The 15,081-nt window shown below is 61.1% G+C and carries 12 protein-coding genes; 4 read left to right on the forward strand and 8 right to left on the reverse strand.

Annotation, left to right across the window (positions count from 1 at the left end; translation table 11 throughout):
• The 8 genes from arcA to gap all read right to left on the reverse strand — a co-directional run bounded on the left by arcA (position 1) and on the right by gap (position 9,587).
• On the reverse strand, positions 1 to 1,257 hold the full coding sequence (gene arcA, locus ACCD02_RS07525; protein WP_413299977.1) for an arginine deiminase: 1,257 nt from the start codon (positions 1,255 to 1,257) through the stop codon (positions 1 to 3).
• A 24-nt stretch (positions 1,258 to 1,281) separates the two neighbouring features.
• Positions 1,282 to 2,709, reverse strand: a complete 1,428-nt coding sequence (arcD, locus tag ACCD02_RS07530; RefSeq protein ID WP_413299979.1) for an arginine-ornithine antiporter — start codon at positions 2,707 to 2,709, stop codon at positions 1,282 to 1,284.
• 268 nt (positions 2,710 to 2,977) lie between these two features.
• On the reverse strand, positions 2,978 to 3,373 hold the full coding sequence (locus ACCD02_RS07535; protein ID WP_413299981.1) for a YbaN family protein: 396 nt from the start codon (positions 3,371 to 3,373) through the stop codon (positions 2,978 to 2,980).
• Positions 3,374 to 3,449: 76 nt separating this feature from the next.
• Positions 3,450 to 4,058: a biliverdin-producing heme oxygenase gene (locus ACCD02_RS07540; RefSeq protein WP_413299983.1), complete on the reverse strand. Its 609-nt coding sequence runs from the start codon at positions 4,056 to 4,058 to the stop codon at positions 3,450 to 3,452.
• Positions 4,059 to 4,127: 69 nt separating this feature from the next.
• Positions 4,128 to 6,719, reverse strand: coding sequence for a TonB-dependent receptor (locus ACCD02_RS07545; RefSeq protein ID WP_413299985.1), 2,592 nt, complete (start codon positions 6,717 to 6,719; stop codon positions 4,128 to 4,130).
• Between the two features lie 256 nt (positions 6,720 to 6,975).
• Positions 6,976 to 7,878: a FecR family protein gene (locus tag ACCD02_RS07550; protein WP_413300266.1), complete on the reverse strand. Its 903-nt coding sequence runs from the start codon at positions 7,876 to 7,878 to the stop codon at positions 6,976 to 6,978.
• A 90-nt stretch (positions 7,879 to 7,968) separates the two neighbouring features.
• Entirely contained in the window at positions 7,969 to 8,487 is a 519-nt protein-coding gene (locus ACCD02_RS07555; protein WP_413299987.1) for an RNA polymerase sigma factor, read from the reverse strand.
• Between the two features lie 98 nt (positions 8,488 to 8,585).
• Entirely contained in the window at positions 8,586 to 9,587 is a 1,002-nt protein-coding gene (gene gap, locus ACCD02_RS07560) for a type I glyceraldehyde-3-phosphate dehydrogenase (protein WP_413299989.1), read from the reverse strand.
• Positions 9,588 to 9,807: 220 nt separating this feature from the next.
• On the opposite strand from gap, the gene edd reads away from it, so the two are divergent.
• From edd to ACCD02_RS07580, 4 genes are all read left to right on the forward strand, one after another.
• On the forward strand, positions 9,808 to 11,634 hold the full coding sequence (edd, locus tag ACCD02_RS07565) for a phosphogluconate dehydratase (protein WP_413299991.1): 1,827 nt from the start codon (positions 9,808 to 9,810) through the stop codon (positions 11,632 to 11,634).
• The gene (locus ACCD02_RS07570; RefSeq protein ID WP_413299993.1) at positions 11,631 to 12,599 is read left to right on the forward strand and encodes a glucokinase; all 969 of its coding nucleotides are present in this window, start codon (positions 11,631 to 11,633) and stop codon (positions 12,597 to 12,599) included. The genes edd and ACCD02_RS07570 overlap by 4 nt, the downstream gene beginning before the upstream one ends.
• 157 nt (positions 12,600 to 12,756) lie before the next feature.
• Positions 12,757 to 13,497 carry a response regulator gene (locus ACCD02_RS07575; protein WP_413299995.1) on the forward strand — a complete coding sequence of 247 codons (741 nt, stop codon included), beginning with the start codon at positions 12,757 to 12,759 and terminating at the stop codon, positions 13,495 to 13,497.
• 60 nt (positions 13,498 to 13,557) lie between these two features.
• On the forward strand, positions 13,558 to 14,964 hold the full coding sequence (locus tag ACCD02_RS07580) for an ATP-binding protein (protein ID WP_413300268.1): 1,407 nt from the start codon (positions 13,558 to 13,560) through the stop codon (positions 14,962 to 14,964).
• Positions 14,965 to 15,081: the final 117 nt, after the last annotated feature.

The following is a 15,081-nucleotide window of genomic DNA, read 5'->3' on the forward strand; positions in this document are numbered from 1 at the left end:
TTAGTAGTCGACGGCGTCGCGAGTGATCGGGCAGGTCATGCAATGGCCGCCGCCGCGTCCACGCCCCAGTTCGCTGGCGCTGATGGTGATGACTTCCACCCCGGCCTTGCGCAGCAGGGTGTTGGTGTAGGTGTTGCGGTCGTAGCCGATGACCACGCCGGGTTCCAGGGCCACCACGTTATTGCCGTCGTCCCATTGCTCGCGCTCGGCGGCAAAGCTGTTGCCGCCGGTCTCGACGATGCGCAAGGTCTTGAGGTTGAGGGCATTGGCCACGGTTTCCAGGAAGCTGCCTTCCTCGCGACGGATATCGATGCCGCTGGGCTGGCTGTCGTCCGGGCGCAGGCTGAAGGCGACGATCTGGCTGACCACTTCCGGGAAGATGGTCACCAGGTCGCGGTCGCAGAAGCTGAATACGGTATCCAGGTGCATGGCCGAACGGGACTTGGGCAGACCGGCAACGATGACTCGCTGCACGGCGTTGTGCTTGAACAGGTTGCGCGCCAGTTGGCCGATGGCCTGGTGCGAGGTGCGTTCGCCCATGCCGATCAGCACGATGCCGTTGCCCAGAGGCATGACATCACCGCCTTCCAGCGTCGCGCTGCCGTGGTCCTGATCCGGATCGCCGTACCAGATCTGGAAATCGGCCTGGGCGAACTGCGGATGGAATTTATAAATAGCGCTGGCCAACAGGGTTTCCTGGCGGCGTGCGGGCCAGTACATCGGGTTGAGGGTGACGCCGCCGTAGATCCAGCAAGTGGTGTCGCGGGTGAACTGGGTGTTGGGCAACGGCGGCAGGATAAAGCTGGTGTGACCGAGGAAGTCGCGGAAGATCTCGATGGTCTTGCCGCCAAAGCTGCTCGGCAGATCATCTGCCGAGACGCCGCCGATCAGGTATTCGGCGCACTTGCGCGGTTCCAGGCTGCGCAGCCAGCTGGCGACTTCATGGATCAGGCCGACACCGACCTGGTTGGCGGTTATCTTGCGCTCGATGATCCAGTCCAGGGCTTGCGGGATGGCGACGATATCGGTCAGCAGGTTGTGCATTTCCAGCACTTCGATATTGCGTTCACGCATCTTGGTGACGAAATCGAAGTGATCGCGCTTGGCCTGGTTGACCCACAGCACATCGTCGAACAGCAGCTCGTCGCAGTTGTTCGGGGTCAGGCGTTGATGAGCCAGGCCGGGTGAGCAGACCATGACTTTACGCAGTTTGCCCACTTCCGAGTGGACGCCCAATTTCACGTTATCCGAAGACATATCCGTTTCCTTCAATGACAAGAATCAGAGGCTCAGAAAGCCGGAGTACAGGCCGTAGGCGGCGACCAGCGCGCCGATGACCACAGCGACGAAAATCAGCTTTTCCACGGTGGTGAAGATCGCCTTGCCGACTTCGTGACGGGCCTTGGCGAACAGGGCTGCACCGGGTGCATAGAGCAGAGCCGAGAGCAACAGGTACTTGAGGCCGCCGGCGTAGAGCAGCCAGACCGCATAGATCAGGGAGATGGAAGCGATGATCAGATCTTTCTTGCGCTCGGCCAGGGCGTTCTCGTATGTCTCGCCGCGCACTGCCAGCAACACTGCGTAGGCGGCAGACCACAGGTACGGCACCAGGATCATCGAGGTCGCCAGGTAGATCAGCGACAGGTAGGTACTGGCCGAGAACAGAGTGATGATCAGGAACAGCTGGACCATGGCATTGGTCAGCCACAGGGCGTTGGCTGGTACGTGGTTGGCGTTTTCCTTGCGCAGGAAGGCCGGCATGGTGTGATCGCGAGCGGCGGCGAAGAGGATTTCCGCACACAGCAACACCCAGGACAGCAAGGCGCCGAGCAGCGAGACGACCAGACCGATGCTGATCAGCACCGCGCCCCAATGACCGACTACATGTTCGAGCACGGCGGCCATGGACGGGTTGGGCAGCTTGGCCAACTCCGGCTGAGTCAGGATACCCAGGGACAGTACGTTCACCAGGATCAGCAGCAACAGCACGGTGACAAAGCCCAGGATGGTGGCCTTGCCGACGTCCGAGCGCTTTTCTGCGCGAGCCGAGAAGATGCTGGCGCCTTCAATGCCGATGAATACCCAGACGGTGACCAGCATCATGTTGCGCGTCTGGTTCATCACACTGCCCAGGTTCGGGTTGCCTGTGCCCCAGATATCCGCGCTGAACACATCCAGTTTGAAGGCGAACAGGGCAATCAGAACGAACAGTAGCAATGGCACGATCTTGGCGACGGTGGTCACCAGATTGATGAACGCCGCTTCGCGGATGCCACGTAGCACCAGATAGTGCACGGCCCACAGCAACACCGACGAACCAATGATGGCGGCAACGGTATTGCCTTGGCCGAATACCGGGAAGAAATAACCCAGGGTGCTGAACAGCAATACGAAGTAACCGACGTTGCCCAGCCAGGCGCTGATCCAGTAACCCCAGGCTGACGAGAAGCCCATGTAGTTGCCGAATCCGGCCTTGGCGTAGACATAGACGCCGCCGTCCAGATCAGGTTTGCGATTGGCCAGGGTCTGGAACACGAAAGCCAGGGTCAGCATGCCGACGGCGGTGATGGCCCAGCCGATGAGAATGGCACCGACATCGGCGCTGGCCGCCATGTTCTGCGGCAAAGAGAAAATTCCGCCACCGATCATTGAACCGACGACCAGCGCAACCAACGCACCGAGTTTGAGTTTGCCGGGAGTATCGGACATGGCGCAGCTCCATCCTGGGAAGATGGGAACAGGCTACGGTGGGGGGTATTTGATTCTGCTGACCTGGATCAGTACTGCGGGCGATTTAAGGGGGCGCGGAACAGATGTGAAAGGAAATGTCGCATTCAGCCTTTCCGGCTAATCAAGGCTCGTTGGAGCGAGGCTTGCCCGCGAAAGGGCGATATATCCAATACATTTTTCGTGATTGGAAAATCGCCTTCGCGGGCAAGCCTCGCTTCAACATTGTTCGTTCCAGTCTAATTTCGTATCAAGCCTGTGACACTGGCTCCGGCCTCGACCATATCCACAGATTACCCATGCCCATCCCCGCCAGCGCCAGGTACATCGGCCAGGCGTGCTTGAGCAGGCTGAGCATCAGTACCGCACAGATCAGCATGCTGATAGTGGCGCTGATCTTGGCGCGGCGGGCGATGAGTTTGCCGTTGCGCCAGTTGTACAGGATGGGCCCGAACAGCCGGTGGGTTTCAAGCCAGGCGCTCAGGCGTGGCGAGCTTCGGGTCGCGGCCCAGGCCGCCAGGAGGATGAACTCGGTGGTCGGCAGACCGGGCACGACAATGGCCACCAGCCCGATCCCCAGGCTGACATAAGCGAGGATACCGAACAGAAAGCGCGACAGTGGGGTTCCGGGCGGTTTGCAGGTCATGGTCGTTTGCGGCGCACATCAATCGATGGGTTCAGGGCCAGGCTAGCTTAACAGGCCGGGTGCAGTTTCACTGTGCTTAAGCCGATTCGGCAGCTGGCGCTGTCGCATAGGCAATGTTGAGCAGCTCGTTGAAACGCTCGAAGGCTTGCAGGGCGCCGAGATCGGCGTCGGCTTCTTCCTCGGCGCTGAATGCCAGGCTGTCGAGTGTGCGGGTAAAGGACTTCCAGCCCTCGGCACGGCCACCTGCCGGTTCGCCCAGATGGCGGGCGCCGAAGCTGTCACTCAGGTTCAAGGCCACGGCACGCTTGATCAGGAACGCCGCACCGAGCTTGGAGCCTTCGGAGACGAACAGCCAGCCCATGGCCTGGGCCTTGCTCGGGTTATGCAGGGCGCCGGGGGCGGGGGACGGCACTTCGGTGTCGAGGTCGGCGAGATCGGCCAGGGCCTGTTCGGCACGGCAACGCTGGGCCAGGTCAGGGAATACCTCGATCAGCGCCGGGTCGGTATACAGCGCCTTGAGTTCGTTCTGAAACAGGTACTGGGCAACGACAAAGCGGGTGTAGCTGGCCAGGGTTTCGAACGGGGCGTTGGCTTTGACGGCGCGGTCGAGTTTTTCGTGAGGCGCCTGGGTGATCTGGTTCAGGCGTTGCGAGCGCAGGGCCGGGCGGTTGGACGGGTTGTTCATAGTGTCTTCCTGATCGAATTAAAACGTCGCCGTCCGTCTGCGAAAAAACGGCCGGCGCAGAGAGTGGGGTCAGATATCCCAGACCACGTTGATGGCGAAGTTGCGACCCGGCTGGGTCAGGCGGTCGAGGTTGGCCGGGCTGGTCACGCCCGCTTCGCCGACGCCGTCGTAGCCGCGGATGTCGTCCCAGCGCCAGTATTTCTTGTCGGTGAGGTTGTACAGGCCGGCATTGACCGTGACGTCACGGGTGACTTTGTAGAAACCGCTCAGGTCGAGCACGCCATAGCCCGGTGTTTTGAACTGACTGGAGGTGGAAACACCGTCCGGGGTGTGGAAGTTGGTGTCATCTACACGGTCCTTGCGTTTGACCAGAGTCCAGCTCAGCAGGCCGCCGTAGGTGTCCTGCTCGTAGCCCAGGCCGAGTACGCCGGTCAGCGGGTTGACGCTGTTGATCGGCTCGCCGCTGTCATCGTTGCGGCCGTAGGCATAGGCCAGGGAGCCCTGCGTATAGAGGCCCTTGGGCGCGCCGAATATATCCAGGTTCAGACGACCCTTGGCCTCGGCGCCCTTGATGGTGGCGTGCTTGATATTGTTGGACTGAAACACCGTCCGGGTGTAGCCGGGAGTGATGGCATCTTCGTTGATGAAGTCGCGGTACTTGTTATAGAACACCGCGACATCGAAGGAGCCTGAGTCGAAGCGACCGCGCAGGCCGGTCTCATAGCTTTTGCTCTTTTCCGGTTCCAGGTTCGAATTGGGTTCGACCACGTAGCCTGACCCGAGGTTTTCGAAGCGCCCGTACAACGCCTTGGCCGATGGCGTACGGAAGCCCTCGGCATACTGGCCGTACCAGGTGTACTGGTCGGTGATGGAGTAGGTCAGGCCGAACTTGGGCGACAGGCGATGCCAGGTCTTGTTCTTGCCATCGACCTCGCTGGAATCGCTCAAAGCGACGGCGTTGAGGAATTCCTGAGTGATCTCCGGGTTCAGGCGCGTGTAGTCGTAGCGCAGCGCAGGCAGGAAGGTCCAGTCGTTCCAGCGGATTTCGTCCTGAGCGAACAGGGCATAGCTGGTGGTGATCGGGTCCGGGAAGTCGCTGGAGCGCACCAGACGGTCGCTCGAGCTGTCGGCGCCGACGCTACGGCAACTGCCGAAGACCCGCGCACAGATGCCGCTGCCCTGGCGCAGGCCGGTGGTTTCCTGGCGCTTGAGGGTGGTGCCGTAGGTCAGCAGGTGATCGGTGTCGGCAATCTGGAAAGCCTTGTCCAGCTGGACGTCCAGGATCCATTGTTTTTCCTGATAGGAGGCTTCGCGGTCACGCCACACATCCCGTGAGAACGGGAAGTACCGCTCCAGGGTGTCCTGCTCGGTCTTGGCGGTCTGGTAGTTGAGGCTCCACTTGACGTTGTCTACCAGCAGGCTGTCGAGGGCGAACCTGTTTTCCACGCCAAAGCGTTCGCGGGTAATCACGTCGTTACCGGTACGCGAGGTGTACATGCCCAGGGGGCTGCCGTTGTTGTACGGGCCGCCGACGGCGCTTTTCTGATTGGTGGAGCGGTCGTCCTTGTACTTCTCGTAGGTCAGGCCCAGACGCGCGTCATCGGCGTAGTTCCAGCCCAGCTTGGCCAACACGTTGGTGGTGCGCACATCTTCCGGGTTGGCTTCGGTGCGTTGCAGGCCGGTGCCGTTGTTGCTGCCGTAGGATTCGGTCTCGTGACCATTGCGCTGGCTCAGGTGCAACAGTCCATCGAACTGACCGGTACGCCCGGCGACGGTGGCCGAGGTCAGCCAGCTCTCATCGGCCGAGCTGTAGCCGGTCTTGAGGCGCGCGCCGACATCCTTGCCGGGTTTGATGATGTCGTCAGGGTCGAGGGTGTAGTAACTGACGGCACCGCCGATGGCGCTGCTGCCGTACAGCGCCGATGCCGGGCCGCGCAGAATCTCCACGCGCTTGACGATTTCCGGATCCACGTAGTTGCGGTGGGTGTTGGCGTAGGGGCCGGTAAAGAAACTGTCGGGTACTTCGACGCCATCGACCTGGGTCAGGATGCGATCGCCGTCGATGCCGCGAATGTTGTAGCCGGTGGTGCCCGCCCGCTGACCGGCACCGCCGACCGAGATGCCCGGCTCGTAGCGCACCAGATCGCGGATGTTATTGACGTTCTGTCGGTCCAGCTCGGCGCGGTCATGCACGCTGACACTGCTGGGAACCGTCGCCACGTCCTGAGCCTGGCGGGTCGCACTGACCGTGATCTGTTCCAGAGCCAGGGCGCCGTTGTTGCGCTTTTCCAGCACGATATTGTTGTTGCCCAGGTTGCGATAGCTCAGGTGACTGCCGGCCAGCAGCTTATCCAGGGCCTTGTCCGCAGGCAGAGTACCGATGGCGCCGGGGGAGACCACGTCCTTGGCCAGATCTGCGGCAACGCCCACTTGCCAGCCGGTGATGCGGCTGAATTCGTTCAGGGCCGAGACCAGCGGTTGCTGGACGATGGTGAAAGGGTAAGTGCCGACATTGCGTGACGCCGGTTGCTCAGGCGTGGCGGCCAGGGCGCCGCTGGTATAGAGCGTCGCGCCGAGCATGGTCACGGTCAACAACGACAGGGCAAAGACATGTAGATCGGTGTTGAGGGTTTTGCGGATGGGTGGTGTCGCAGATGGCATTACTGAAGCTCCCCTGTCGTGCTGGTCTTTATGGTCGTGATAGATGCTTAATAATGAGAATTAATTGCATTTGATGACTAGACGAACGACGAGTGGTAATCGCGTAAAAAATTTTCGGGGGATTTGATTTCGATGCGATGGGCGGGTTTCGGTGGGACCGGCTTTAGCCGGGAAGGCATGGTCATGGGCGATAAATATTTTTCTCCCATTTGATCGTCTTCCCGGCTGAAGCCGGTCCCACAAAGGTCATGAGTCTCTAATTGAGGATCACGACTCTGGGCAGTTCATGCAGGCCGGCCGAGGTGATCTGTGCCAGGGAGCGCATCACATCCAGCGGATTGTCCAGGCGGTAGTTGCCGGTGACGGCGACGTCGTCGAGGGCGGCATTGGTGTTGATGATCCAGCCGGGGTAGTAGCGGCGCAGTTCGGCCAGGACCTGACCGAGGGGGCGATTGTCAAAGATCAGGCGGCCCTGAACCCAGGCCAGGTCGTTGCGGCTCATGGGTTCCGGCTGGCCAACACCTGCGCGGCCGACCCGCAGGCTGTTGCCGGCACTGAGGCTGATACGGATGTTGCCTTGGGTGTTGTGCACATCCACGGCGCCGCGCTGGACCTGAATGCGCGCTTCGCCATCCAGGTAGCGCACGGCAAAATCGGTGCTGGTGGCGCTCATGTGCAGGGGCCCGGCCTCGACTTCCAGTGGCCGGTTGCGATTGTCCGGCACGTTGAAGAACGCCTCGCCCTGATAAAGCTGCGCGGTGCGGTGTTGTTCGTCGAACTGGCTGGAAAAGGCCGAGTCGGTGTTGAGCAGCACCGTGGAGCCATCCTGCAATTGCAGGCGCTGGCGTTCACCGACCTGGGTCAGGTGATCAGCCTCCAGGCGCAGGGGCAGGTTGGTGAAGTTGAACACCGCCAGCAGCAGGACGGCGGCACTGGCCATGGGTTTCCACAGGCGGCGCAAGGTCCGCGAATCAGGCACGCGCGCCTGCCGTTCGAGGCGGGCGGCGACCTGTTGCAGCGGTGCCGAATTCCACATCGCCTGGGCCTGGGCGAACGCCTCGGCGTGGGCCTGATCGGCGTCGAGCCATTGCTCAAAGCACTGACGCTGTTGCGCGTCGCAGTGTTCGAGCTGAATCAGCCAGTCGAGGGCCTGGTCCATGGCACTGTTGGCCGTGGGTGTCGGTTCGGGGGTGTTCACACAGAGTCTCGGGCGATGGGACACGCAATGGTCCGCAGCCTGCGGCAGCGGTCAGTCATGGTCAAGCTTCGCGGCGACGTCGAGACAGAGGGCCATGATCAGTTTCAACTCTTTTTGCACCGTACTGGCCGACACTTTCAGCTGTTCGGCGATTTCCAGGTAGCTGCAACCCTGCAATCGACTGAGGGTGAAGATGCGTTGCTGACGCTCGCTCAAGCGCCCGAGGCTAGTGCTCAGGCCCTTGATCAGGCGCTCGGCATGGGCGGCGTCTTCCGGCAGGCTCGACGGCGCCACGACGCTGTATAGCTGATCAGCCGGCGCATCCTCGACCATGGTTCGCGCATGCAGCTTGTGCGCACGCAGATGATCCAGCGCAAGGTTGCGCGCAGTCTGGTAGACAAAGGGTTCGAGATGGTCGATACGGCGTTCGCCCAGAGCGCGGGTCACCCGCAGCCAGGTTTCCTGGAGCAGGTCCTCGGCGATACTGGGGTTGCGGACAATCCGTTGCAGGGTACGCAGCAGCACGGTGCGCTGGCTGAGAAATACGTCATTGAGGTGCGACTGAGTCACGGGGAAACCCGACCGGGAAAACAAGCAGATGATAATGCTTATCATCCGCTTGTTCGGTCAAGGGCAGAATCCAATACGTTTTGTAGGATTGCGCCGTCTTACTCGGCGTTATGCAGCGCCAGACAGTTGTCCAGCATGCGGTTGGAGAACGCCCACTCGTTGTCGTACCAGGCCAGGACCTTGAGCAGCTTGCCGCTGGCCTTGGTGTGGTTGGCGTCGAAGATTGACGACAGCGGGTTGTGATTGAAGTCGTGGGAAACCAGCGGCAGGGTGTTGTAGCCCAGGACCCGGGAATGCTGGCTGGCTTCCTTCATCAACGCGTTGACTTCCTCGGCAGTGGCTTCGCGCTTGAGCTGCACGGTCAGGTCTACGAGGGATACGTTGATCACCGGCACACGCACGGCCATGCCGGTCAGCTTGCCTGCCAATTCCGGCAGGACCAGGCCCACGGCTTCGGCGGCACCGGTCTTGCTCGGGATCATCGACTGGGTGGCCGAACGGGCGCGGTACGGGTCGGTGTGGTAGACGTCAATCAGGTTCTGGTCATTGGTGTAAGCGTGGATGGTGGTCATCAGGCCGCTTTCGATGCCCAGTTCACGGTGCAGCACCTGGGCCACCGGAGCCAGGCAGTTGGTGGTGCAGGACGCGTTGGAGATGATCTGGTGCGACTGGCGCAGGATGTCGTGGTTGACGCCGTAGACCACCGTGGCATCGGCACCCTTGGCCGGGGCCGAAATAATCACTTTACGGGCACCGGCAGTCAGGTGCGCCGCCGCCTTGGCACGGTCGGTGAACAGGCCGGTGCATTCGAAGACGACGTCGATGTTCTCGGATTTCCACGGCAGCTCGGCCGGATTGCGGATAGCGCTGACCGCGATACGGTCACCATTGACGGTCAGGCTTTCCTTGTCGAATTCCACGGTGCCGCCAAAAGGGCCGTGCACGGTGTCGAAACGCAGGAGGTGGGCATTGATCTCGCTATCGCCCAAATCATTAATGGCGACGACTTGCAGGTCCTGTCGGTAGCCTTGGGTATAGAGTGCACGCAGGACGTTGCGGCCGATACGGCCAAAACCATTGATTGCGATGCGGAGCGTCATAACAAGCATCCTCTCTGAATTTGTTGTTGGAATTACAAGATTATTCGCATAGAAATAGAAAACAAGCCTTTTTAATGGCAATATTTTGTTTTATCTACAACGACAAAGCCTGTAAGGCCAGTACATACGTTCGAAATCAAGCGCTTGCCAATGCCTGCGTGGATCGATCGCCGACACTGCCTGCACGGGTGACCATAGACGTTAGCCTGGAGTTCATCACATGCATCCCCGCGTTCTTGAGGTAACCGAACGGCTGATAGCCCGTAGTCGCGAGACACGTCAGCGCTATCTCGAACTGATTCGAGGGGCCGCAAGCGATGGCCCGATGCGCGCCAAGCTGCAATGCGCCAACTTCGCCCACGGTGTGGCCGGGTGCGGCACCGAGGACAAGCAAAGCCTGCGCATGATGAATGCGGCCAACGTGGCCATCGTGTCTTCCTACAACGAGATGCTTTCGGCGCACCAGCCATACGAGCATTACCCGGACCAGATCAAGAAGGCCCTGCGCGAGATCGGCTCGGTGGGCCAGTTTGCCGGCGGCGTGCCGGCCATGTGTGACGGCGTGACCCAGGGCGAACCGGGTATGGAACTGGGTATTGCCAGTCGGGAAGTCATCGCCATGTCCACGGCGATTGCCTTGTCCCACAACATGTTCGATGCCGCGCTGATGCTGGGTATCTGCGACAAGATCGTGCCGGGCCTGATGATGGGGGCCTTGCGCTTCGGTCACCTGCCGATGATCTTCGTCCCGGGCGGGCCGATGGTCTCGGGTATTTCCAACAAGGAAAAGGCCGATGTGCGCCAGCGCTACGCCGAAGGCAAGGCCACCCGCGAGGAGCTGCTGGACTCGGAAATGAAGTCCTATCACAGCCCGGGCACCTGCACCTTCTACGGTACCGCCAACACCAATCAGTTGGTGATGGAAGTCATGGGCCTGCACTTGCCGGGCTCCTCCTTCGTCAACCCGTACACGCCGCTGCGTGACGCCCTGACTACCGAGGCCTCCCATCAGGTCACGCGCATGACCAAGCAGAGCGGCAACTTCATGCCCATCGGCGAGATCGTCGATGAGCGCTCCCTGGTCAACTCCATCGTTGCCCTGCATGCCACGGGCGGTTCGACCAACCACACCCTGCACATGCCGGCGATTGCCCAGGCCGCCGGTATCCAGCTGACCTGGCAGGACATGGCCGACCTCTCGGAAGTGGTGCCGACCCTCAGCCACGTCTATCCAAACGGCAAGGCCGACATCAACCACTTCCAGGCGGCGGGCGGCATGTCCTTCCTGATCCGCGAGCTGCTGGGCGCCGGTCTGCTCCATGAAAACGTCAATACCGTGGCCGGCTACGGCCTGAGCCGCTACACCCGCGAGCCTTTCCTCGAAGAGGGCAAACTGATCTGGCGCGAAGGTCCGTTGCAGAGCCTGGATGAAAATATCCTGCGCCCGGCGTCACGTCCGTTCTCGCCGGAAGGCGGTCTGCGCGTGATGGAAGGCAACCTCGGCCGCGGTGTGATGAAAGTCTCGGCCGTGGCGCCTGAACATCAGGTCGTCGAAGCACCGGCCAAAGTGTTCGAAGATCAGCAGGACCTTGCCGATGCGTTCAAGGCGGGCGAGCTGGAATGTGATTTCGTCGCAGTGATGCGTTTCCAGGGCCCGCGTTCCAACGGCATGCCCGAGCTGCACAAGATGACGCCGTTCCTGGGCGTCTTGCAGGACCGTGGCTTCAAGGTGGCACTGGTCACCGACGGGCGCATGTCCGGCGCTTCGGGCAAGATTCCGGCAGCCATCCACGTCTGCCCGGAAGCCTTTGATGGTGGCCCTTTGGCACTTGTTCGCGATGGCGATGTCATTCGTGTGGACGGCGTAAAAGGGACGTTGCAAGTTTTGCTTGAACCTGCAGAATTGGCCGCCCGGACACCGGCGATCGGCACCCTGGGCAACGCCGTCGGTTGCGGTCGTGAGCTGTTCGGATTCATGCGCATGGCCTTCAGCTCCGCCGAGCAGGGCGCCAGCGCCTTTACCTCGCAACTGGAGACGTTGAAGTGACATTGGCCATGGTGGGTGATATTGGCGGTACCAATGCACGTTTTGCCATTTGGGAAGACGATCAACTGCATTCGATCCGGGTATTCCCGACCATCGACTACGTGAGCCCGGAAAAGGCCCTGACGGTCTACCTGCAGGACCTTGAGCTGCACAAGGGCGACGTGGGTTCGATCTGTCTGGCGGTGGCCGGGCCGGTTACCGGCGACGACTTTCACTTTACCAACAGCCACTGGACGATCAATCGCCAGAAGTTCTGCGCCGAAATGAAGATCGATAACCTGATCATGGTCAACGACTTCACGGCCCAGGCCCTGGGCATGACCCGGCTCAAGGACGATGAGTACCTGACCGTGGTTCATGGCATCGGCGATCCGACCTGTGCCCGGGTGGTGATCGGCCCGGGCACAGGCCTGGGTGTCGGCACCCTGCTCAAGAGCGGTGACGCGCACTGGACGGCAATACCGGGGGAGGGTGGCCATGTCGACCTGCCCATCGGCAGCGCCCGGGAAGCTCTGTTGTGGATGCGCCTGATGGCCGACCACGAACACGTCAGCGCCGAGACCATTCTCAGCGGTGCCGGGTTGTTGTTGCTGTATCAGGTCAGTTGCGCCCTGGACGATATCGAGCCGGTGCTCAAGTCACCGGCGGCCATCACCTCGGCGGCCGTGGCCGGTGATCCGGTGGCGGCGGCGGTGTTGGAGCAGTTCTGCGTATTCCTCGGCCGTGTGGCGGGAAATACCGTACTGACAGTCGGCGGACGCGGCGGGGTGTATATTACCGGCGGCGTGGTCCCGCGCTTTACCGACTTTTTCCTGAGCAGCGGCTTCAAGCGCTCGTTCAGCGAGAAGGGCCATATGAGCGACTACTTCAAGGGCGTGCCGGTATGGCTGGTCACGGCCGAGTATCCGGGGTTGATCGGCGCGGGGGTGGCGCTGGATCAGGCGTTGGCACTCAACAAGCAGTAGCCATTCTGTATGAGCTGCCGAAGGCTGCGATAGGGTCCGCAGGACCTTCAGGGGGCATTTGAAACACTGGGGGCGCTACGCACGCCATCGCCGCCTTCGGCAGCTCCTGCAGGGTTCACCGATAGCAAATTATTTCTAATAACAAGGACGATCCATCGTGAGTTCAGCCAGTAAATCCATTCTGTTGGTCGATGACGATCAGGAGATTCGTGAATTGCTGCACACCTACCTGACCCGCGCGGGCTTCCAGGTGCGGACCGTGGGCGATGGTGCCGGGTTTCGTCAGGCGCTCAACGACGAGCCCAGCGATCTGGTGATTCTCGATGTGATGCTGCCCGATGAAGACGGCTTCAGCCTGTGTCGCTGGGTGCGTCAGCACCCTCGTCAGGCCCAGGTGCCGATCATCATGCTGACCGCCAGTTCCGACGAGGCCGACCGTGTTATTGGCCTGGAACTGGGTGCGGACGATTACCTCGGTAAACCGTTCAGCCCCCGTGAATTGCAGGCGCGGATCAAGGCGCTGTTGCGTCGGGCCCAGTTCGGTCAGCAGGAGCGGGTGGGCGGCGAGGTGCTGGTATTCGATGAGTGGCGCCTGGATATGGTCAGTCATCGCCTGTTTCACAAGGACGGCGAAGAGGTGATTCTCTCCGGTGCCGACTTTGCCCTGCTCAAGCTGTTTCTTGATAACCCTCAGCAGATTCTCGACCGCGATACCATTGGCAATGCCACTCGTGGCCGCGAGCTGATGCCTCTGGAGCGCATCGTCGACATGGCCGTCAGTCGACTGCGTCAGCGTCTGCGTGATACCGGCAAGTCGCCACGGTTAATTCGCACGGTGCGTGGCAGCGGCTACCTGCTGGCGGCCAATGTGCAGTCGCAACCCAACAATGGTTATTAGCACTTGATAAGTCTCGACACAAAGCGGCGTTTTCCGTTGCCGCGTTCGTTGCTGGGACGCATGTTGCTGTTGACCCTGCTGGCAGTGTTGCTGGCCCAGACCCTGTCCAGTGTGATCTGGCTGGCGCAACTGCGCGCGACCCAGATGGAAGGGCTGATTACCGCCGCTCGCAGCCTGGCCAATTCCATGGCGGCCAGTGCCAGTTATTTTCGCTCCCTGCCTGTGGCCTATCGCCCATTGGTGCTGGACCAGCTGCGCAATATGGGCGGCACACGCTTCGTCGTGACCCTCAATGATCGCCCCCTGGACATGACCACTCTGCAGCTGACCCCGCGCAAGCAGGCGGTGCTGGATATGGTCGGCCAAGTGCTGCGTGAGCATTTGGGCAATGGCCCGGATATCTCGGTGCGCTTCGTTCGTCCCGAGGACCTGCGAATCTTCAACAGCGGCCTCAAACTCGACGAGTTGCCGCGTTCATGGGCGCATTACGCCTTGAGCCTGGAACCGGTCAACCCACCGGTACTGGTTACCCAGATCCAGATGGCGCCGGGGGAATGGCTGTATATCGCCTCGCTGTTGCCCGAGCCCTACACGACGCTGGAAGAGCAGGAATTGCCGGTGTCCCAAGTCTGGTTCATTGTTCTGACCAGCGTGTTCCTGCTGTTGTTCATCGGTCTGCTGGTGCACTGGCAGAGTCGCCCGCTCAAGCGCCTTGCCCGTACTGCCCGGGACATGTCCCTGGGCGCCGACGTCGAGCCAGTGGTCGAAGGCGGTGGCAGCGAGGTGGTGGAGGTCAGTCGGGCATTCAATGCCATGCGTACTCGCATCAGCCGCTACCTGATCGAGCGAGGGCAGCTGTTCAGCGCCATTTCCCACGACCTGCGCACGCCTATCACGCGCCTGCGGCTGCGGGTGGAGTTGCTGGAAGACGAAACCCTGCAAACCAAGTTCGGCCGCGATCTCGACGAGCTGGAGCTGCTGGTAAAAGGCGCGCTGCAATGCGTAAAAGACACGGACATCCACGAGAACATCGTCGACGTCGACCTCAATCACGTCCTCGACGTGCTGATCGAACCCTACCTGCTGCCCCAGGGCAATGGCTGCGTGACCCAGCAGGGCCAGGCCGAAGCGACTTATCCGGGCAAACCCCTGGCGCTCAAGCGCTGCATCGGCAACCTGATCGACAACGCCATCAAGTACGGGCAAAAGGCCCATCTGAAGATCGAGGACAACCCCAAGGCATTCGTCCTGCATGTCGACGACGAAGGGCCGGGGGTTCCCGAGCAGCGCCTGGAGCAGGTCTTCGAGCCGCACTTCCGTCTGGCGGGCAGCCAGCAGCAGGGCTACGGCCTGGGGCTGGGCATTGCGCGCAATATCGCCCACAGCCATGGTGGCGAAGTGAGTCTGCAAAACCTTCGCGGTGGCGGGCTGCGGGTGACCTTGTATCTGCCGAGGACGGCGGAGTGAGTCCCTGGCACAGTGTTGTGGTACCGGCTTTAGCCGGAAAGAGGACATGGCAGATGGTAGAAATGTATCGATCATGCCTGAGCCTTCCCGGCTAAAGTCGGTCCCACACTGTATTTG

It is taken from the genome of Pseudomonas sp. Pseusp88, from assembly GCF_047303955.1.
GTDB lineage: Bacteria > Pseudomonadota > Gammaproteobacteria > Pseudomonadales > Pseudomonadaceae > Aquipseudomonas.